Genomic DNA, 19,604 nt, shown 5'->3' with positions numbered 1-19,604 from the left:
CTTTTCCCTATTGGGACGCCGCCGCCGGGCAGGCCTCGCCCGGCGCCGCGCGCCGATAATGCCATTCCACCGCGCGCGGTTTTCCCGCGATCGTCCCCTCGATCCGGCCGGTCAGCCGATCGCCGTCGCGGCGGTAGATGACGCGCTGCGGGAAATCATGATCGCGTGCCTCGAACAACGCTTCACCGGTGGTGATCGACACCGCGGCGAAGGTGGCGGCCGGCTGCCCCTTCGGACTGGTGGCGAACACGATCCCCTCGGGCCGCGGCTCGATCCGCGCCAGCTCCCAGTCGGTGCGGGTGCCGCGGATCGACTTGCTGAACCCCAGCATCACCCCGCCGCGCGCATCGCTCCACGTCTCCATCGCCTCGCCGCGCGGAGTGCATTCCAGCCAGTGGCCCGTCATCCATGACAGGTCGTCCAGCGACCGCGGTGCAGGCGCCGCCGCGGTCGCCGCCAGCAGCACCGCACAGGCTGCCGCCGCGCGCTTCACGCCGCCGCCGCCATCATCGCATCGACCCGCGCGACATGCGCCGCGATCGCGTCGGGGGGCAGGAACGATCCGGTGAAGCTGTTGCGCGCCAGCGTCGCCAGCGCGTGCCGGTCCAGCCCGCGCGCCGCCGCGACCGCGCGGTAATTGTCGGCGACATAGCCGCCGAAATAGGCCGGATCGTCCGAATTGATCGTCGCGCGCAGCCCCTGCGCCAGCATCGCGTCGATCGGATGATCCTCGATCCGGTCGACCACGCACAATTTCAGGTTCGACAGCGGACAGACGGTCAGCGTCATCCCCTCGCGCGCCAGCCGCTCGACCAGCGCGGCGTCTTCCAGCGAGCGGTTGCCATGGTCGATCCGGTCGACCGCCAGCACGTCCAGCGCCTGGCGGACATATTCCGGCGGCCCTTCCTCGCCGGCATGCGCGACCAGCTTCAGCCCCCTGCCCCGCGCCGCGGCGAAGACGCGCGCGAACTTCTCCGGCGGGTGGCCGACCTCCGAGGAATCGAGGCCGACCGCGGTGATCCGCTCCAGCCACGGCGTCGCCTCCTCCAGGGTCGCGAACGCCTCTTCCTCCGACAAATGCCGCAGGAAGCTCATGATGAGCGCGCTGGTCATGCCGTGCCGCGCCTCCGCCTCGGCCATCGCGGACAGCAGCCCCTCGATCACCTCGGCGAAGGGGATGCCGCGCGCGGTGTGCGTCTGCGGATCGAACATGATCTCGGCATGGACGACGCCGTCCGCCGCCGCGCGGTCGAAATAGGCCACCGCGAGATCGTGGAAGTCCGCGCGCGTGCGCAGCACGTCCGCGCCGGCATAATAGATGTCGAGGAAATCCTGCAGGTTCGAAAAGGCATAGGCCGCGCGCACCTCCTCGACCGAGGCATAGGGGATGGCGACGCCGTTGCGCGCCGCCAGCGCGAACATCAGCTCCGGCTCCAGGCTGCCCTCGATATGCAGGTGAAGCTCGGCCTTGGGCAAAGCGGCGATGAAATCTTGGGTCATGACATGCTCCCGGCGCGGCGTCCGCGCAGATAGGTAGCGCGGATCGCCCGATCGTCGCCCAGTATCTGCAACGCGAACAGCCGTTCCGCCAGCGTCGCTCCGCGCGTGCGCCGCGCCATCAACGGCGTGGCGGCATCGTCCAGCACGACGAAATCGGCCTCCTGCCCCGGTTCCAGCGCACCGATCCGGTCCGACAGGTGCAGCATCGCCGCGCCCCCCGCGGTCGCCCAATAAAGCGCGCGGAAGGGGTCCAGCCGCACGTCGCGCGCCAGCGCCGCCTGATACGCCAGCCCGGCGGTATGCAGCATCGACAGCCCCGTCCCCGCGCCGACGTCGCTGCCCAGCGCCAGTTTGACGCCGAACCGGTCCGCCTGCGCCAGATCGAGGAAGCCCGATCCCAGGAACAGGTTCGAGCTGGGACAGGTCGCGATCCCCGCCCCCGTCGCCGACAACCGCGCGCACGACCGGTCGGTCAGGTGACAGCCATGCGCGAACACCGAGCGCGCGCCGACCAGCCCGAACCGGTCATAGACGTCGAGGTAATCCGCCGCGTCCGGGAAACGCCCCGCCACCGCCGCACATTCGCGCGGGTTTTCGGCCAGATGCGTGTGGAGCAGCACGTCCGGATGCGCCGCCAGCAACTCGCCCGCCGCCGCCATCTGCGCATCGGAGGAGGTCAGCGCGAAGCGCGGCGTCACCGCATAGCCCAGCCGCCCGCGCCCGCGCCACCGCGCGATCAGCGCCTCGCTCTCGCCGCGCGCCGTCGCGGGCGTATCGCGCAGGCCCTCCGGCCCCAGGTCCATCAGCACCTTGCCCGACACGATCCGCATGTCGCGGGCCAGCGCCGCCTCGAACAGCGCATCGACCGATCCTTCGTGGACGGTCGCGAACACCAATGCGCTGGTGGTGCCGTGGCGCAGCAGTTCGTCGAGGAACGCCGCCGCCACCGCATCGGCATGCGCGCGCTCGGCAAAGGCCTGTTCGGCGGGAAAGATATGGCGTTCCAGCCAGTCGAGCAGCTGTTCCCCGTGCGAGGCGATCCGGTCCAGCTGTGGATAATGAACATGCGCGTCGACGAAGCCGGGGACGATCAGCCCGTCCAGCCGCTCGGTCGGCACGGCGCCGAATCGCTCGGCCAGCGCATCATACGCCCCGCGCGCCACGACCACGCCGTCCTCGACCACCAGCAGCCCGTCCGGCTCGTACCGGACGGCAGCGGGATCGTCGCGCGGATCGCGCGCCACCGACAGCATCTCGCCCCGGAACGCCGTCAGCACGACGCACGCTCCAGCCGCAGCAATTGCGCCAGCGTGGCGATGGCGATCACGTCCGGTTCCTTGCCCGTCACGCCCTCCAAGCCGATCGGGCAGGTCAGCCGCGCGCGGGCGCCCTCCTCCACCCCGTCACGCTCCAGCCGCGCCAGGAAGCGCGCGCGCTTGGTCGCCGATCCGATCACGCCGACGAACGCCACCCGATCGCGCGCCAGCGCCGCCCGCACCAGCGCATAATCCAGCGCATGGTCGTGCGTCAGGATGACGATCGCGGCATCGTCCGGCGCATCCGCGATGCACGCCGCGACCGCGTCCTCCGGCACCAGCGTCACCCCCTCGATCGTCGCGAACAGCGGGCGCGTGTCGAACCACGCGAGCCGCAGCGGCAGGCCGGTCGCATGGCGCGCGATCGCCTGACCGACATGGCCGGCGCCGAACAGGTACAGCGCGCGGGCGCGTTCGCCGATCGTCTCGCTCCACCGTGCCCCGGCCCGCGGCATGTCGCCACGCGCGGACGGCGGCGCCGTCGCCGCCTCCTCGGTCACCTGCCGCTCGACGCGGGTCGTTGCCAGTGTCGTCAGCAACCGCCGCCCCGCCGCCGCGGCCGCGATCCAGCCAAGCGCGTCGCGGTCGACATGCTCGACCAGCAACCGCACCCGCCCGCCGCAGCATTGGCCCAGCAGCGGGCCGAGCGGATAATCCTGCACCCGCCACGTCCCCGGCGCATGCGACAGGATCGCGCGCGCCTGTTCGATCGCCTGATATTCCAGCCGCCCGCCGCCGATCGTCCCGTGCGTTGCGTCCGCGGTCACCAGCATCCGCGTCCCCGCCCCGCGCGGTGCGGACCCCTCGGTCGCCAGTACGCTGACCATCGCCAGCGGCCCGCGCGGCGCATGGTCGCGCAGATCGGACCACCAGTCGCTCATGCCGCGCGATACGCCCCGATCGCGCGCAGGATCGCCTCGGGCGTCGCCGGCGCATCGAGCGGCACCGGCGCGCGCGCCGCCGGGTTGGTCGCCGCCACCGCCGCGGACAAAGCGGAGAAGACCGACAGCGCCAGCATGAACGGCGGCTCACCTACCGCCTTCGACCGGTTGATCGTCGGCTCGACATTGCCGCCGTCCCACAACGCGATCGTCAGCCGCGCCGGCCGGTCCGATGCGGTCGGGATCTTGTAGGTCGCGGGCGAATGGGTCAGCAGCCGCCCGGCATCGTCGAACACCAGTTCCTCGGTGGTCAGCCATCCCTGCCCCTGGACGAACGCGCCCTCGATCTGCCCCAGGTCGATCGCGGGGTTCAGCGACCGGCCGACGTCGTGCAGGATATCGACCGCCAGCACGCGCTGCTCGCCGGTCAGCGTGTCGATCACCACCTCGCTCACCGCCGCGCCATAAGCGAAATAGTAGAACGGCCGCCCCTTGTGCGCCGCGCGGTCGTACAGGATGTGCGGCGTAGCGTAGAAGCCGGTCGCGGACAGCGACACGCGGCCCAGATGCGCCTTGCGCGCCACCGTGCCGAACGGGATCGTCTCGCCGCCCACCACCACCCCGGCCGGGGTGAACGCCACCGCGCCCTCGTCGCAGCCATAAGTGCGCGCCAGGAACGCCGTCACCCGCTCGCGGATCGTCACCGCCGCGTTGTGCGCCGCCATCCCGTTCAGGTCCGCACCCGACGAGGCGGCGGTGGCGGAGGTGTTGGGCACCTTGTCGGTGCGCGTGGCGGTGATGCGGATCGCCTCCACCGGCAGCGCGAACACGTCGGCCACCACCTGCGCCACCTTGACGTACAGTCCCTGCCCCATTTCGGTGCCGCCATGGTTCACCTGGATGCTGCCGTCGGCATACAGATGCACCAGCGCGCCCGCCTGGTTCAGGTGGGTGACGGTGAAGCTGATCCCGAACTTCACCGGGGTCAGCGCGATTCCGCGCTTCAGCACCGGACTGTCGGCGTTGAACGCGTCGATCGCCGCGCGGCGTTCGTCGTAACGCGCATCGGCGCGCAGCCGCGCGATCAGGTCGGGCGCGATATTGTCCGCCACCGTCATGCCGTATGGCGTGACGTCGCGGCCCGGCCCGTAAAGGTTGGCGACGCGCACATCGAGCGGATCCAGCCCCAGGTGCGCGGCGATCGCATCCATCACCCGCTCGATCGCCAGCATCCCCTGCGGCCCGCCGAACCCGCGAAACGCGGTGGCGGACACGGTGTTGGTCCGCCAGCGTTCGGACACGATCTCCACATCGGGCAGGAAGTAGCAGTTGTCGCTGTGGAACATCGCGCGGTCGTTGATTCCCGGCGACAGGTCCACCGTCGCCCCGCACCGCGACGACAGCGTCAGCCGCAGCCCGCCGATCCGCCCGGCATCGTCGAAGCCGACATCCCACTTGACCGCGAAATCGTGACGCTTGCCGGTCATCACCATGTCGTCGTCGCGGTCGCAGCGGAACTTGGCCGGGCGCCCGGTTGTCGTCGCCACCAGCGCGGCGGCGGCGGCGAAGGCGGCGGCCTGCGTCTCCTTGCCGCCGAACGCGCCGCCCATCCGCCGCACCTCGACCGTCACGTCGGCGGAGGAGACGTCCAGCACCTGCGCGATCAGATGCTGGACCTCGCTGGGGTGCTGGGTGGAGCTGAGCACATGCACCTGCCCCTGTTCGCCCGGCGTCGCCAGCGCCACCTGCCCTTCGAGGTAAAAATGATCCTGCCCGCCCATCGCGAAGCCGCCGGCCAGCCGGTGCGCCGCCGCGCCCAGTGCCGCATCGGCATCGCCGCGCGCCATGCGCTGGACCGGCTCGATTTGCGATCCCGCCGCGCGCGCCGCGTCGATCGTCAGCAGCGCCGGCAGCGGCTCGTAGTCGATCCGCCCCATCCGCGCCGCGCGCCGCGCCGCCTCGCGGCTGGTCGCCGCCACCAGGAACACCGGCTGGCCGACATAGGTGACGACGCCGTCCGCCAGCAGCCGGTCGTCGTCGGCCAGCGGGCTGACGTCATTCTCGCCCGGAATGTCGGCGGCGGTATAGACCGCGACCACCCCCGGCACCGCGCGCACCGCGTCCAGATCCATCGCGACGATCCGCGCATGCGCCTCGCTCCCCTGTCCGAAGGCGAGGTGGAGCAGGTCGCCCGGCTCAGGCAGATCGTCGACATAGCGCGCGGTGCCGGCAACATGCAGCGCGGCGCTGTCGTGCGGGAGGGATGGCTTATGCACCGATCGCCTCCACGTCGCGCACCGATACGTCGCGCCCCGCCGCGCGATGCCATATCCGCCACAGCACCGACGCCGCCGCCTGCCGGCGATAGGCCGCACTCCCGCGCACGTCGGTCAACGGGGTGAAGTCGCCCGCCAGCGCGTCGGCCGCGCGCGCGATCGTCGCCTCGGCAAAAGGCTGGCCGGTCAGCGCCGCCTCGCACGCCGCCGCGCGGCGCGGGGTCGCCGCCATCCCGCCGAACGCCACCCGCGCCGCCACAATCGCCCCATCGGCCACGCGCAGCCGCACCGCCCCGCACACCGCGGAGATATCGCTGTCGAACCGCCGCGACAGCTTGGCGATATGGATCACGTCACCGGCGTGGGGGCGGGGCACGAAAATGCTCTCCACGAACTCCCCCGAACGCCGGTCCTGCCGACCGTAGTCGAGGAAGTAATCCGCCAGCGCGATCGTCCGCCGACCGTCCGCGCCCGCCAGCGTCAGCGTCGCGTCCATCGCGATCAGCGCGGGGGGCCCGTCGCCGATCGGGGAGCCGTTGGCGATGTTGCCGCCGATCGTCGCGGCGTTGCGCACCTGCAACCCGCCGATCCGCCGCACCAGTTCGCCCAGATCGGGGTGCAGCGCCGCCAGCGCCCGATGCGCCTCGGCATAGCGCACCGCCGCGCCGATCGTCAGCCCCGCCTCGCTTTCCTCGATCCGGCGCAGTTCGGCGATATCGCCGACGAAGATCACTGTCCCCAGATCGCGCAGCCCCTTGGTCACCCACAGCGCCACGTCGGTCGCTCCGGCGACGATCCGCGCCTGCGGGTGCGCCGCCAGCAACGCCGCCAGCTCGTCGACCGTGGCGGGCGCATACCAGCCGTCACCCGACGCCCCCGCCGGGATCGCAGCCAGCGCGGTGGCCAGCGCGGCATCGTCGCGCACGACCGGCGCCACCTCACGCCCCGCCGTCAGGATCGGGCCATAGCCGGTGCAGCGGCACAGGTTGCCGGCGATCACGTCCTCGACCGGAAGATCGCACCCCGCCGCGCCGATGCTGCGCCCGTGCAGCGACATGACGAAGCCGGGCGTGCAGAAGCCGCATTGCGAACTGCCGTTGGCCGCCATGCACGATTGCAGCGGCGTGTCGCCGGAAAGGCTCTCGACCGTCATCAGCGCCTTGCCATGCAGCATCGGCAGGAACTGGATGCACGCGTTGACCGCGCGCCACGCCACCCGCGCACCGTCCGCCTCGCCGACCAGCACGGTGCACGCGCCGCAATCCCCCTCGGCGCACCCTTCCTTGGTGCCGGTGCGGCGCAGGCGATAGCGCAGATGGTCGAGCAACGTCGCGGTGGCGGGCGCATCCGCCACCTCCACCAGCTCGCCGTCCAGGATGAAACGGATCGTCACCTCAACTCCCGCGATAGGTGGAATAGGCAAAGGGCGAGACGAGCAGCGGCACATGATAATGCCTGCCCCCGTCGGCGATGCCGAACGCGATCGTCACCTCGTCGAGGAACGGCGGATCGGGCAGCGCCACACCGCGCGCGCGGAAGTAATCCGCCACCGAGAACGCCAGCCGGTACGTGCCCATCGCCAGCGCGGGCGGGAACAGCCCCGGACACCGCCCGTCGGCATCCGTCGTCCCGGTCGCCAGCACGCTATCGGGGCCATGCAGCGTCACCGCCATTCCGGCGGCGGGACAGCCGTGCATCGTGTCCAGCACATGCGTCGACAGCGTCGTCATGCCGCCACCCCGCGCGGCCATTGTCCGGCGAATTCCGGCTCGTCATAGGCGATGAACGCGTCGACCAGCGCCCCGGCATCGTCGCGGAACAGCTGGTCCGCCACCCCCTTCGCCAGCCGCGGCAGCGCATGCTTCAGCCCCGACAGCGCGGCGGCGGACAGGCCGATGCTGGCCAACGCCGAATAATTGAACGCGAACAGCCCGTGCAGCAGCGCGGCATCCTCCGCCCGGCGCGGCAACAGCTCGAACGCCGGCCCCAGATAGGGGTGCGCGTCGAGCAGCGGATGCGCCTGCCCCGGCGGCGGCGTGTAGCGATCGGCCCAGCGCGCGATCCGGTCCGCCACCTCGCCCAGTTCGGGGCGTAGCGCCGGGTCGGACAGCAACCCGGTCGACAGCACCAGGAAATCGAAGTCGAAATGCCCCCTGGGCGTCGTCACCCGTGCGCCCTCGCCTGCCGTTTCCACCGACAGCCACGGGCTGCCCAGATGCAGCGCGAAGCCGGGATGCGCGCTCGCCGCCTCGAACATGTCGGTGGTCGGCGGCTGGTTCTTCATCAGGAAGTCGCGCATCGCGCGATATTTGTCGGCATCGGCCAGCGCGGGGTAGCGCGGGGTCATCCCCACCCGCTCCATGAAGCGGATCGGGTTGACGCGCGGCAATGCCTCGCGCCGCGCGAAGACGTGCACTTCGGCGACGCCCGCCTCCAGCGCGGCGTTGGCATTGTCGAACGCCGACGCGCCGATCCCCAATATGCCGATGCGCTTGCCCGCCAGCGCGGCGTAATCGATCCCGGCGGAGGTATGGGCGTAGAGGTGCGGCGGCAGCGCGTCGCCGACGAAGGCGGGGACATGCCATTCCCCGCCGCCCTGGATGCCGGTGGCCAGCACCACCTTGCGCGCGGTCAGCACCTCTCCGTCCGCCAGCCTGACGCGGAACAGCCCGGTGCCGGCGGGATCGATCGCCACCACCTTCGCCTCGTTGCGCACCGGCAGGTTCAGGACGCGGCGGTACCAGCGCAGATAGTCCATCCACATCGCGCGCGGGATCTTGCCCAGCGCGTCCCAGGCGTCCGCCCCGAACTGCGCCTCATACCAGGCGCGGAACGTCAGGCTGGGGATGCCCATGTCGATCCCGGTCAGGTGCTTGGGCGTGCGTAGCGTGCGCATCCGCGCATAGGTGGCCCACGGCCCCTCGCGCCCGGCCGGATTTTCGTCCAGCACCAGGAGGCGGTTCACTCGTTCGCCGATCAGCGCGAAGGCGGCGCCCAGCCCGCTCTGTCCGCCGCCGACGATGACGACGTCATAGGCATCGTCGCCGCGCGGCACCGTCCAGTCCGCGCCGCCCCAGTCGAGCCATTCCAGGTCGCGCGCGACCCGCGCCTCCAGCCCGGTCAGCGTCATGCCGCCTCCTCCAGCCGCAGCTTCGTGATCTTGCCGATCTCGTCGATCGCGGTGGCGATCTCGGTATCGCGGTCGTTCGCCAGCCGCGCCGCCATCGCCGCCAGGATGCCCGCCTTGTCGGTCAGCCGGACGCAGATGATGAAGGGAAAGCCGAACCGCTCGCGATAGCGCGCGTTGAGATCGTGGAAGCGCGCGAACTCCTCCGCGGTCAACCGGTCCAGCCCCGCCGACGCCTGCTCCGCCGCCGATGCGTGCGTCAGCGTCCCGTCGATCGCCGCCTTGCCCGCCAGTTCGGGATGCGCGCGGATCAGCGCCAGCCGCTCGGCGTCGCTGGCGGTCGCCACCACCGCCATCAGGTCGGTGTGCCGGTCGCCGCTCGACGGCCGCGCATCGGCACGCGCCTCCACCCATGGGCTATGTTCGAACAGCGCGGTCACGATCCCGTCCCCTCAAGGCTGACATGCGCGGACACGACCTTCCAGCCGTCCTCGAACCGCACCCAGGCCTGCGTCTGCCGCCCGCGCCGTTCGCTGCCCTCGCGGAAGAACTCCGCATCGGCGGTCGCGAACCGCCCGCCATAGACGGTGATCGCGACCCGCCCGAGCCGCCGCTGCGGCGATCCGCCGCGCCCCTTGCGGAATGCGCGGATCGCCGCGATCCCGTACAGCACCTCGCCCACGCCATAGCGGTTGGTGGTGGGCGCGTCGTGGAACAGCGCGTCCATCGCGGCGATATCGTCCGCCATCAGCGCGCGTTCATAGGCGTGGAACGCCGCGGTCACCTCGGCCAGCGCCTGCGGATCGTTGATGGCGATGGGGATGGTCATCGTCATGCCGGGTGCACCGCCAGCCAGTGGCGCGCGATGTCGATCCGCCGCGCGATCCACGCATCGCCGCTGGCGATCACATGGTCGACGAACCGCGCCACCGCCGCCGCGCGCGCGGGCCGCCCGGCGATCCGCCCGTGCAGCCCCACCGACATCATCCGCCCGCCCTCGCCGCGCAGCGCCTCGAACGTGTCGCGCAGGTAGCGGAAGAACTGCTCGCCCTCGGTAAAGCCGTTCAGCGCCACCATCTTCATATCGTTGGCGTCGAGCGAATAGGGGACGATCAGCTGCCCCTGAACATAGTAAGGCAGATCGTCGGCATAGCTGTCGGCATCGTAGACGAAGCCGCCTTCCTCGCGCACGATCCGCGCTGTATGGGGGCTGGTGCGCCCCTGATACCAGCCGAGCGGGCGCTGGCCGGTCAGCCGGCTGTGCACCTCGATCGCGCGCGCGACATGCTCGCGCTCCACCGCCTCGGGCACGTTCTGGTAATCGATCCAGCGCCAGCCGTGGCTTGCCACTTCCCAGCCGGCGGCCAGCATCGCCTCGACCGCCGCCGGGTTCATCGCCATCGCCGCCGCCACGCCGAAGACGGTGACGGGCACGCCGCGCGCGGTGAACAGCCGGTGCAGCCGCCAGAAACCGGCGCGGCTGCCATATTCGTACAGGCTTTCCATCGCCATCGCGCGGCCTGCATGGCTGCCCGCCCCGACCATGTCGGACAGGAACGCCTCCGACCCCGCATCGCCGTTGAGGACGCTGTTCTCCGCGCCTTCCTCGTAGTTGATGACGAACTGCACCGCGACACGCGCACCGCCCGGCCAGCGCGCGTCGGGCGGCGTCGCGCCATAGCCGATCAGGTCGCGCGCGCTCATCGGTTCCACACCGTCAGCGCCGCGTCGACCCCCGCGCCCGGCGGCACCGGATGGCCTTCCGCGCGCAGCACCGCTTCCAGCGCGCCGATCGTCAGCGCCACCTTATGCTTCATCGCGTTATAGCCCATCGCCCCGATCCGCCACACCTTGCCCGCCAGCGGGCCGAAGGCGGTGCCGATCTCGATCTCGAAATCCTCGCGCATCCGGCGGCGCACCGCCTCGCCATCCACGCCATCGGGGATGTGGATCGCGGTGACGTTGGTCATGCGGTGCGCATCGTCGCCGAATACCGTCAGGCCCATCGCCCGCGCCGCCGCCGTCACCGAAGCGCCCGCGCGCGCATGGCGATCGAAGCGCGCCGCCAACCCCTCGCCCAGCGCGACGCGCGCGCATTCGCGCGCGCCGTACAGCATCGTCGTCGCCTCGGTATGATGGTTCAGGCGTTTCTCGCTCCAGTAATCCATCACCATCGCCAGGTCGAAATAGTTGGACCCGATCCGCGGACCCCGCCCGTCGGCGATATCGGCGCGACGAATCCCCTGTTCGACATGACGCCGCGCGAAGATCCGCTGCGCCGCGCGGTCCGACACGGTGATCGGTGCCGAACCGGACGGCCCGCCCAGGCATTTCTGCAAGCCCCCGGTGACGACGTCGACGCCCCATGCGTCTACCTCGATCGCCATGCCACCGATCGTCGCGGTCGCATCGACATAGCTGTACGCGCCCGCGCTGCGGCACAGATCGCCCAGCCCCGCCAGCGGCTGCGCCATCGTCGTGCTGGTATCGCCATGCACGCTCGCCACCACGCGCGGGCCGTGCCGCGCGATCGCCGCGGCGATCGCGTCCATCGGCACCACCTCGCCCCACGGCGCCTCGACCGACACGATCGTCGCGCCGATCCGCTGCAATATCTCCTTCAGCAGCAGGCCGAAGCGGCCGAAATCGATCACCAGCACGGTGTCGCCCGGCTCGACCAGCGACACCAGCGACGCCTCGATCGCCGCGCGGGCGGTCCCGTCGATCAGGAACGTCCAGCGATTGTCGGTCCCGAACACCGGGCGGTACAGCGCCATCACCTGTTCCATATACCCGGTCATCTCCGGGTCGAACTGCCCCAGCAGGTCGGCGGACATGGCGCGCAAAACGCGCGGGTGCGCGTTGACCGGCCCCGGCCCCATCAGCAGCCGCTGCGGGGGATCGATCTCCCCGAACAGCATCGGATCAAGCCCGCTCACAACGCTCTCCCAATTTGTCGATGAACCGCCGCATCACCGCCAGCGCGGCATCGGCATCGTCGTCGCTCACCTGTTCCGCCGGATCGTGGCTGATGCCGCCGCGACAGCGGATGAACAGCATCGCGGTGGGGCACAAAGCCGCCATCACCATCGCGTCATGCCCCGCCCCGCTCGCCAGCCGGCGCGGCGGGTGGCCGCACGCCGCCAGCGCGTCCGCCATCAGGTCGGTCAGCGCCGCGTCGCACGGGCTGGCGGGCAGATCGTGGATCGGCGTCGCGGAAAAATCGACGCCGCGCCGCGCCGCAATCTCTCGCGCCGCCGCCAGAATGTCCTGCGCGGCGGCATCGCGCACCGCCGCGTCGGGCGATCGCACGTCGATGGTGAAGGCGACCGCGCCGGCGATCACGTTCGCCGCGCCGGGCGACACTTTCAGCTGCCCGACGGTGGCGACCAGATCGTCACCGCCCGCCCGCCCGCGCGCCTCCACCGCCAGCACCATCTCCGCCGCCGCCGCCAACGCGTCGCGGCGCAGTCGCATCGCGCTGGTCCCGGCATGGCCCGCCTGCCCGGTGACGGAGCAGGAAAAGCGCAATTGCGCCGCGATCCCGGTCACCGCGCCCAGTGCCAGCCCCTCGGTCTCCAGCACCGGCCCCTGCTCGATATGCGCCTCCAGATAGGCGAGCGCGCCGGGGTGGCGCGCGGCCAGCAGCGCGGCGGGAGTCGTCCCCGCCTCCGCCAGCGCATCGGCCAGCGTCACGCCCGCCGCATCGGCCATGTCGGGCACCGCCGCCAGCGTCCCCGCCGCCGCGCGACTGGTCAGCATCGCCGCGGGGAAGCGCGATCCTTCCTCGTCGCCGAACGCGATCACCTCGATCGGGAACGGCATCCGCTTACCGCGCGCGTGCAGCGCCGCGGCGCATTCGATCGCCAGCGTGACGCCCAGCATCCCGTCATAGCGGCCGGCATCGCGCACGCTGTCGATATGGCTGCCGATCAGCAGCGGCGGGCCGTCGCGCATTCCCTCATAACGGCCGATCAGATTGGTCGCACCGTCGCGGCGCACGGTCATCCCGGCCAGCGCCATCCAGTCACCCAGCAACGTCTGTGTCACCCGCCACGCCGGGGAAAGCCATCCGCGATACAGCCCGTCCGGCGTGTCGCTATAGGGGACGGTACCCAGTACATCGCACCGCGCCACCGCGCGCGCGCCGCCGGGGTGCAGGCCGGTCACCATGTCGCCACGCCGCCGTCGCTGCGCGGATCGGTGGCGCCGTCCAGCCGCCCGTCGGCGTGGCGCACCACCGCCCCGGCATGGCCCATCGTCGCGGTCGGCGCGCCGACGCGCTCCACCTGATGCCCCGCCGCTGCCAGCCCGTCGTACACGTCGGGCGCGAATCCGTCCTCCAGCTTGAGCGAGGTCGTCTCCTCGCCCCAGGTACGCCCCAGCAGCCAGCGCGGCGCCGAGATCGCATCCTGAAGATCGACGCCGCGCGCATAGCGGGCGAACACGGCGCCCTGCGTCTGCGGCTGCCCCTCCCCGCCCATCGTGCCATAGGCCATGACGCGCCCGTCATCGAACCGCGCCAGCGCGGGGTTCAGCGTATGGAACGGCTTGCGCCCGGGCTTCAGCGCGTTCCACCCCGCCGCCACCAGCCGAAAGCTGCTGCCGCGGTTCTGCCAGGTGATGCCGGTGTCGGGCAGCACCACGCCCGATCCGAATTCGAAATAGGTCGACTGGATGCACGACACCACCTGCCCGCGCGCGTCCGCCGCGCCGAACCAGCAGGTGTCGCCCCATTGCGGCGGCTGCGGCCACGGCAGCGCGCGCGCGGGATCGATCGCCGCGGCCATCGCATCCAGCACGGCGGCATCGTCCAGCAGCGCCTGTGCGTCCTCGCTCATGTGCGCCGGGTCGCCGCAATGCCGGTCGCGCCAGCGGAACGCCTGCTTGATCGCCTCGACCAGCCCGTGGACGAACGGCAGGTCGTCGACGCTGTCGATTTCCAGCCGGTCGAACAGCGCGAGGATCAGCAGCGACGCGATCCCCTGCGTCGGCGGCGCGCTGTTCCACAGCGTCGCGCCGCGGATCGCGACGCTCAGCGGGTCGGGCCGCGTCGCACGATGCGCCGCCAGATCGTCCGCCGACACCGGGCTGCCCAGCGCCGCCAGATCCGCCGCGATCCGCCGCGCCAGATCACCGCGATAGAAGCTGTCCAGTCCGTCCGCCGCCAGCGTGCGCAGCGTCGCGGCCAGCGCGGGCTGGCACAGGACGTCGCCGGCCACCAGCGGCCTGCCGTCCGGTTCGAAGATCGCGGCATAAGCGCCCGGCTGGCCCCGCAATTCCGCGCCCTTCGCCGCCGCGATCGCCGCGCCGCCCGCCGTGACGGCGACACCCCGTTCGGCATGGTCGATCGCATCGCGCAGCAGCCGGTCGAGCGGAAGCGTGCCGCCCGCCAGCGCCGCTTCCCATGCCGAAATCGTGCCGGCAACGGTATTCGCCGCCAGCGGTCCGCGCGTCGGCACCGTCGCCATCCCGGCATAGAGCGACAGGTCCGCCGCCGCCGCCGCGCCGCCGCACCCGTGGATGCCATGGACGCGTCCGTCGGCTTCCACAATCAGCCAGAACCCGTCGCCACCGATCCCGGTCATGTGCGGATAGACGACCGCCAGCGTGGCGGCGACCGCGACGCACGCCTCCGACGCACTGCCGCCGTCGCGCAGCACGCCGCACCCCGCCTCCGCCGCCAGATAGTGCGGCGCGCTGACGATCCCGTGGCGGCCGGTGACGGTGCGCATCGCGCTCAATCCGGCAGCGCGGCGACGAACGCGCGCACGACATCGGCCGAATTGACCGAAGCGAGCGCCATGAACGTCGTCATCTGGTTGGCATGTTCGTCCCCGCCCGCCAGGTCGGACAGGCTGCGGAACACCACCGCGGGCACGCGATTGGCATAGGCGACCTGCACCACTGCGGCGCTTTCCATGTCCAGCACGCGCGCCTTCCACGCATCGTGCAGATAGGTGCGGAACTGCGCATTGTCGGCGAACACCCCCGCGCTGACGCCGGTACCGCCGACGACGATCTGCGGTGGATGATCCAGGCACGCCGCCTTCGCCGCATCCGCGCACCGGCGCAGCGTCACGCGCCCCGCCACCTGCCGCGCCAGCGCCAGCAGCTGCGGGTCGACGCTCAGCAGGTAATGACGCGCCGCCGGCTGCGCATCGTTGCCCACGCGCACCCCGCGCGGGAACATCATTCCCCAGTTGGCGGGCGCGCCGGCATCGACCGGCTCGGGCGTGACCCAGCCCTTGGGCGTCTGCCGCGCGAAGGACACCTCCAGATACTGGCCCCAGTGTTCCGGCACGATCACGTCGCCGATCGACAACTGCGGGTCGACGCCGCCCGCGATCCCGGAAAAGACGATCCGCTTCACCCGGAACCGGTCGAGCACCAGCTGCGTGTTCATCGCCGCATTGACCATGCTGACCGCGCTCTGCATCAGCACCACCGGCTTGCCCGCCATCGTGCCGGTCATGAAGGTCAGGCCGTTGATGCGATATTCGCGCGGCTGCTCCACCGATCCGACCAAGGCATCCCATTCCGGCGGGAAGGCGGTCATCACCACGGTGCGCGGCGTCTCGTCGAGCCGTTGCGCCGATGCGGGCGTGGCGATCAGCGCGGCGACCGCGATCAGGATGCGCCGGATCATGCCGCCCCTCCCATCCAGGCGAAGCGGATGACGAACAGCGCCGCCAGCAGGAACAGGAACCAGTCGCCCCGGGTGGCCGTGCCGCGCAGCAGCTTGAGCACCGCATGCGCGACGATGCCGAACGCCAGCCCGTTGGCGATCGAGAAGGTCAGCGGGATCATCGCCACCGTCAGGAACGCCGGGATCGCCGCCAGCGGGTCCTCCCACGCCACCTCCGTCACCGGCAGCAGCATCAGCCCGCCGACCACGATCAGCGCGGGCGCCGTCGCGGCCAGCGGCACCAGCTGGGCGTAGGGCGCGACGAACATCGTCGCGAGGAACAGGACGCCGGTGACCACCGCGGTCAGCCCGGTGCGCCCGCCCGCCTGCACCCCTGCGGCGCTTTCGACATAGCTGGTGACGGTGCTGGTCCCCGCCATCGACCCGACCACTGTGGCGACCGCATCGGTGACCAGGATGCGGTTCAGCCCCGGGATCTTCCCCGCCGCATCCATCAATCCCGCGCGCTTGGTCACCGCCACCAGCGTGCCGAGATTGTCGAACAGGTCGACGAACAGGAACACGAACAGGATTTCCAGAAGGCCCAGCCCATGGCTGCCGGTCAGCCCGAACACGCCCGGCAGGTCGAGCTTGAACGCGGTGCCGGTCAGCGCCGACAGGCTGTACGGCTCCGGCTTCATCACCACCTGTCCCGCGATCCAGGCGACGGCGGTGGTGGCGACGATCCCGATCAGCATCGCCCCGCGCACGTTCCACACGCTCAGCGCCCCGATCAGCGCGAGGCCGAACAGCGCCAGGATCGCGCCCGGCTGCGTCAGGTCGCCCAGCGCCACGAGCGTCGCCGGGTTGGCAACGATGATCCCGGCGTTGCGCAGCCCGATGAAGCCGATGAACAGCCCGATGCCCCCCGCCACCGCGGCGAACAGGTGTGTCGGGATCACCGCCACGATCAGCTGGCGCACCCCCGTCAGCGTCAAGATCAGGAACGCGATGCCCGACAGGAACACGCACCCCAGCGCCACCGGCCACGGCACGCCCATCTGCTGCACCACCGTGAAGCTGAAATAGGCGTTCAGCCCCATGCCCGGCGCCAGCGCCAGCGGCACGTTGGCCGACAGCCCCATCAGGATCGAGGCAAACGCCGCCGCGAAACAGGTCGCCGCCGCCACCCCCGCCACCGGCATCCCGGCCTGTCCCAGGATCGCCGGATTGACCAGCACGATATACGCCATCGTCAGGAAGGTGGTGAACCCCGCCAGCACCTCCGTCCGCGCCGACGTGCCGCGCTCCGCCAGCGCGAACCGTCGTTCCAGCACCCCCGTCATGCCCATTCCCCCACGTCTTCGATGACCGGCGCGGTCGCACCGATCAGCCCGCTATCCTCCCACGCCGCCGCCGCGCGGAGCAAGGCCGCCTCGCCCCCGCGCCGTCCGATCAGCTGCACGCCGATCGGCAGCGCCCCGCCCACGCGCCGCAGCGGCACCGCCAGCGATGGCAGCCCGGCGAAGCTGATCGGCTGGGTATGGATGCCCAGGTCCGCGCGCGCCGGCACGCGCCGGCCGTCGATGGTGATGAACGGATCGTCGATCCGCGGCGCGACGCACGGTGTCGCCGGCGCCAGCAGCACGTCATGGTCCGCGATCAGCGCATCCACCGCAGCGCGAAACGCATCGCGGAACGCGCACGCCGCATCATACAGCTCGCGCGGCAGCAGCGCGCCGGCGATCAACCGGTCGCGCACCGCGGGATCGAACGCCATCGCATCGCGCGCCAGCGCATCGCGATGCAGCGCGCCGCCCTCATAAGCGGTGATGACGAACGCGGCCGACCGCGCGCGCGCGATATCGGGCAGTTCCAGCAGCGGCGCCCCCGCTGCCAGCGCGTCGATCGCCGCGATCTGGTCGGCGTCGGCATTCTCGCGGAACCGCCCGCCCAGCCGCGCCAGCCGCGGCGGCGCGCCGGTGCCGACGTCCTGTCCGGCCAATACCGTCCACACCAGCGCCATATCCGCCGCGCTGCCCGCGAACGGGCCGACATCGTCGAAACTCGCCGCGAACGGGAACACCCCCGCCATCGGCAGCGCGCCGTGCGTTGGCTTCAGCCCGTACAGTCCCGTCAGGCTGGCGGGCACGCGCACCGATCCGTTGGTGTCCGATCCCAGCGCCAGCGGCACGACTCCCGCCGCCACCGCCGCCGCCGAACCGCCCGACGATCCGCCCGCCAGCCGCTCCGGCGCGTGCGGATTGCGCGTCGTGCCGTGGCGCGCGTTGATCGTCGCGAAACCATAGGCGAATTCGTCCATGTTGAGCGTCGCGACCAGCACCGCGCCCGCCGCCTGCATCCGCCGCACCGCCTCCGCATCGCGCGCGGCGGGCGGCGCGTCCGCATAGAGCGCCGACCCGGCGGTCGTCGGCAGGCCCGCAACGTCGAACAGGTCCTTCACGCCATAGGGCACGCCCGCCAGCGGCCCCGGATCGCGCCCCGCCGCCACCGCGGCGTCGACCGCATCGGCCTCCGCCAGCGCGCGCTCGCCCAGTCGGCGCGTCACCGCGCACAGCGCCGGCTCCGCCGCGTCGATCGCCGCCAGCGCGCGCAGCGCCACCTCGCGCGCCGATACGGCGCCGGCGCGCACCGCCGCCGCGATCTCGCCTGCACGCCTCATGCCGCCGGCCCGCGCAATGTCGTGGCGTGGCGGGTCAGCAGTTCCAGGTTGGACACCACCCCCGGCAGGCAGGCGTCGGGGATCGCGAACCCCGCCCGCGCCGCCGCGGCGATCGCGCCCGCCTCGCCCAGCGGCGGCAACATCGCGGCATCGCGCGCCGCCGCATCCCGCGCGAACCGCCCCGCCAGCGCGGCGCACAGGAACAATTGCAGCTGGTGGAACACCATCAGCGGCAACACCACCAGCCCGACCTGCGCCGGCGCGAACAGCGCGCCCGCCATCGGCACGCCCGACACCAGGCTCTTCTTCGATCCGCAGAACAGCAGCACGATCGCATCCTCGCGCGACAGGCCGGCGATCCGCGCGGCGACGACATTGGCCACCACCACCACCCCCAGGATCAGCGCGCACCACAGCAGCAGCCCCGCCAGATCGAGCGCGCCGACACGCTGCCAGATGCCCTCCACCACCGCCGCACTGAACGCGGCATAGACGACCAGCAGGATCGATCCGCGGTCGACCGGTTGCAGCACCGCCTTGTGCCGCGCCACGAACCCACCGATCCACGGGCGCAGCAGATGCCCGGCGACGAACGGCAACAGCAATTGCAGCGCGATCGTCTTCACCGATCCCCACGCCATGCCGCCGCCTGCGCTCGCCGCGGGGTGCATGGCGACCTGCACCAGCAGCGGCGTCGCGACGATCCCGATCAGGTTGGACATCGACGCGCTGCACACCGCGGCCGCGACATTGCCGCGCGCCATCGCAGTAAAGGCGATCGACGACTGCACCGTCGACGGCAGCAACGTCAGGAACAACAGCCCCGATGCCATTACCGGATCGATCGCCGCCCCGCCCGCGTGCAACACCGCCAACCCGACCAGCGGAAACAGGATATAGGTGGACGCCAGCACCATCGCGTGCAGCCGCCAATTGCCCATCCCGGCGACGATCGCCTCACGCGACAGCTTGGCCCCGTGCAGGAAGAACAGCAGCGCGATCGCCGCGTCCGCCAGCATTCCGAACGCCGTCGCCCATCGCCCGGTCGCGGGCAGCAGCGATGCCGCCGCGACGGTGCCGATCAGCCACAACAGGAACGGGTCGACCGACGGCAAGGACAAACGGCGCATGATGCGATCCTGATGCCTGCCCCGCCCCTATCGATCAAACGCAATGATCGGAACGGATCGTTG

Annotated in this window: 18 protein-coding genes; all 18 read right to left on the bottom strand. The window is 71.4% G+C overall.

The genetic code is table 11. The annotated features are described in order from the left end of the window. Window positions 1-7: 7 nt before the first annotated feature. From COA17_RS12545 to COA17_RS12460, 18 genes are read right to left on the bottom strand one after another with little or no spacing between them, the layout of a single operon-like run. The gene (locus COA17_RS12545) at window positions 8-493 is read right to left on the bottom strand and encodes a DUF6265 family protein (protein ID WP_096612885.1); all 486 of its coding nucleotides are present in this window, start codon (window positions 491-493) and stop codon (window positions 8-10) included. Further along, a complete protein-coding gene (locus COA17_RS12540) occupies window positions 490-1,500 on the bottom strand; it encodes an adenosine deaminase (RefSeq protein ID WP_096612883.1) in 1,011 nt (336 codons plus the stop codon). The genes COA17_RS12545 and COA17_RS12540 overlap by 4 nt, the downstream gene beginning before the upstream one ends. Beyond that, window positions 1,497-2,777: a guanine deaminase gene (gene guaD / locus COA17_RS12535; RefSeq protein ID WP_096612881.1), complete on the bottom strand. Its 1,281-nt coding sequence runs from the start codon at window positions 2,775-2,777 to the stop codon at window positions 1,497-1,499. Before guaD ends, COA17_RS12540 begins: the two co-directional genes overlap by 4 nt. Beyond that, the gene (xdhC, locus tag COA17_RS12530) at window positions 2,771-3,697 is read right to left on the bottom strand and encodes a xanthine dehydrogenase accessory protein XdhC (protein WP_096612879.1); all 927 of its coding nucleotides are present in this window, start codon (window positions 3,695-3,697) and stop codon (window positions 2,771-2,773) included. Before xdhC ends, guaD begins: the two co-directional genes overlap by 7 nt. After that, entirely contained in the window at window positions 3,694-5,973 is a 2,280-nt protein-coding gene (gene xdhB, locus COA17_RS12525; RefSeq protein ID WP_245857791.1) for a xanthine dehydrogenase molybdopterin binding subunit, read from the bottom strand. Before xdhB ends, xdhC begins: the two co-directional genes overlap by 4 nt. Beyond that, the gene (xdhA, locus tag COA17_RS12520) at window positions 5,966-7,366 is read right to left on the bottom strand and encodes a xanthine dehydrogenase small subunit (RefSeq protein ID WP_096612877.1); all 1,401 of its coding nucleotides are present in this window, start codon (window positions 7,364-7,366) and stop codon (window positions 5,966-5,968) included. The genes xdhB and xdhA overlap by 8 nt, the downstream gene beginning before the upstream one ends. A gap of 1 nt (window position 7,367) precedes the next feature. Next, window positions 7,368-7,703 carry a hydroxyisourate hydrolase gene (uraH, locus tag COA17_RS12515; RefSeq protein WP_066486369.1) on the bottom strand — a complete coding sequence of 112 codons (336 nt, stop codon included), beginning with the start codon at window positions 7,701-7,703 and terminating at the stop codon, window positions 7,368-7,370. Beyond that, window positions 7,700-9,103, bottom strand: a complete 1,404-nt coding sequence (locus tag COA17_RS12510) for an FAD/NAD(P)-binding protein (protein WP_096612875.1) — start codon at window positions 9,101-9,103, stop codon at window positions 7,700-7,702. The genes uraH and COA17_RS12510 overlap by 4 nt, the downstream gene beginning before the upstream one ends. Continuing rightward, window positions 9,100-9,540, bottom strand: a complete 441-nt coding sequence (gene uraD / locus COA17_RS12505) for a 2-oxo-4-hydroxy-4-carboxy-5-ureidoimidazoline decarboxylase (RefSeq protein ID WP_096612874.1) — start codon at window positions 9,538-9,540, stop codon at window positions 9,100-9,102. Before uraD ends, COA17_RS12510 begins: the two co-directional genes overlap by 4 nt. After that, entirely contained in the window at window positions 9,537-9,917 is a 381-nt protein-coding gene (hpxZ, locus tag COA17_RS12500) for an oxalurate catabolism protein HpxZ (RefSeq protein WP_096613005.1), read from the bottom strand. The genes uraD and hpxZ overlap by 4 nt, the downstream gene beginning before the upstream one ends. A 14-nt stretch (window positions 9,918-9,931) precedes the next feature. Beyond that, window positions 9,932-10,804: an allantoinase PuuE gene (gene puuE, locus COA17_RS12495; RefSeq protein WP_096612873.1), complete on the bottom strand. Its 873-nt coding sequence runs from the start codon at window positions 10,802-10,804 to the stop codon at window positions 9,932-9,934. Further along, complete coding sequence (locus COA17_RS12490) at window positions 10,801-12,039, bottom strand: pyridoxal-phosphate-dependent aminotransferase family protein (protein WP_245857789.1); 1,239 nt, start codon at window positions 12,037-12,039, stop codon at window positions 10,801-10,803. The genes puuE and COA17_RS12490 overlap by 4 nt, the downstream gene beginning before the upstream one ends. Next, on the bottom strand, window positions 12,026-13,273 hold the full coding sequence (locus COA17_RS12485) for an allantoate amidohydrolase (RefSeq protein WP_096612872.1): 1,248 nt from the start codon (window positions 13,271-13,273) through the stop codon (window positions 12,026-12,028). Before COA17_RS12485 ends, COA17_RS12490 begins: the two co-directional genes overlap by 14 nt. Continuing rightward, window positions 13,267-14,835 (bottom strand): gamma-glutamyltransferase family protein, encoded by a 1,569-nt coding sequence (locus tag COA17_RS12480; protein WP_096612870.1) that lies wholly within the window; start codon window positions 14,833-14,835, stop codon window positions 13,267-13,269. Before COA17_RS12480 ends, COA17_RS12485 begins: the two co-directional genes overlap by 7 nt. Before the next feature lie 5 nt (window positions 14,836-14,840). Continuing rightward, on the bottom strand, window positions 14,841-15,749 hold the full coding sequence (locus COA17_RS12475) for a 5'-methylthioadenosine/S-adenosylhomocysteine nucleosidase (RefSeq protein WP_096612868.1): 909 nt from the start codon (window positions 15,747-15,749) through the stop codon (window positions 14,841-14,843). Next, window positions 15,746-17,074, bottom strand: a complete 1,329-nt coding sequence (locus COA17_RS12470) for an NCS2 family permease (protein ID WP_070321674.1) — start codon at window positions 17,072-17,074, stop codon at window positions 15,746-15,748. Before COA17_RS12470 ends, COA17_RS12475 begins: the two co-directional genes overlap by 4 nt. Continuing rightward, window positions 17,071-18,411, bottom strand: a complete 1,341-nt coding sequence (locus COA17_RS12465) for an AtzE family amidohydrolase (RefSeq protein WP_096612864.1) — start codon at window positions 18,409-18,411, stop codon at window positions 17,071-17,073. Before COA17_RS12465 ends, COA17_RS12470 begins: the two co-directional genes overlap by 4 nt. Beyond that, window positions 18,408-19,541 (bottom strand): bile acid:sodium symporter family protein, encoded by a 1,134-nt coding sequence (locus COA17_RS12460; RefSeq protein ID WP_096612862.1) that lies wholly within the window; start codon window positions 19,539-19,541, stop codon window positions 18,408-18,410. Before COA17_RS12460 ends, COA17_RS12465 begins: the two co-directional genes overlap by 4 nt. Between the last annotated feature and the right edge of the window lie 63 nt (window positions 19,542-19,604).

The sequence above is a fragment of the Sphingomonas ginsenosidimutans genome, from assembly GCF_002374835.1.
In the GTDB taxonomy this organism is placed as follows: domain Bacteria; phylum Pseudomonadota; class Alphaproteobacteria; order Sphingomonadales; family Sphingomonadaceae; genus Sphingomonas; species Sphingomonas ginsenosidimutans.
Note: the sequence above shows the minus strand (reverse complement) of the source record. Positions and strands in the feature narration are given on the sequence as shown.

Bases quoted from the DNA above. Each gene is read 5' to 3' on its own strand.
- COA17_RS12540 (WP_096612883.1), bottom strand. From the start codon at position 1,500: ATGACCCAAGATTTCATCGCCGCTTTGCCCAAGGCCGAGCTTCACCTG.
- xdhC (WP_096612879.1), bottom strand. From the start codon at position 3,697: ATGAGCGACTGGTGGTCCGATCTGCGCGACCATGCGCCGCGCGGGCCG.
- uraH (WP_066486369.1), bottom strand. From the start codon at position 7,703: ATGACGACGCTGTCGACGCATGTGCTGGACACGATGCACGGCTGTCCC.
- COA17_RS12510 (WP_096612875.1), bottom strand. From the start codon at position 9,103: ATGACGCTGACCGGGCTGGAGGCGCGGGTCGCGCGCGACCTGGAATGG.
- puuE (WP_096612873.1), bottom strand. From the start codon at position 10,804: ATGAGCGCGCGCGACCTGATCGGCTATGGCGCGACGCCGCCCGACGCG.
- COA17_RS12485 (WP_096612872.1), bottom strand. From the start codon at position 13,273: ATGGTGACCGGCCTGCACCCCGGCGGCGCGCGCGCGGTGGCGCGGTGC.
- COA17_RS12480 (WP_096612870.1), bottom strand. From the start codon at position 14,835: ATGCGCACCGTCACCGGCCGCCACGGGATCGTCAGCGCGCCGCACTAT.
- COA17_RS12475 (WP_096612868.1), bottom strand. From the start codon at position 15,749: ATGATCCGGCGCATCCTGATCGCGGTCGCCGCGCTGATCGCCACGCCC.
- COA17_RS12470 (WP_070321674.1), bottom strand. From the start codon at position 17,074: ATGACGGGGGTGCTGGAACGACGGTTCGCGCTGGCGGAGCGCGGCACG.
- COA17_RS12465 (WP_096612864.1), bottom strand. From the start codon at position 18,411: ATGAGGCGTGCAGGCGAGATCGCGGCGGCGGTGCGCGCCGGCGCCGTA.
- COA17_RS12460 (WP_096612862.1), bottom strand. From the start codon at position 19,541: ATGCGCCGTTTGTCCTTGCCGTCGGTCGACCCGTTCCTGTTGTGGCTG.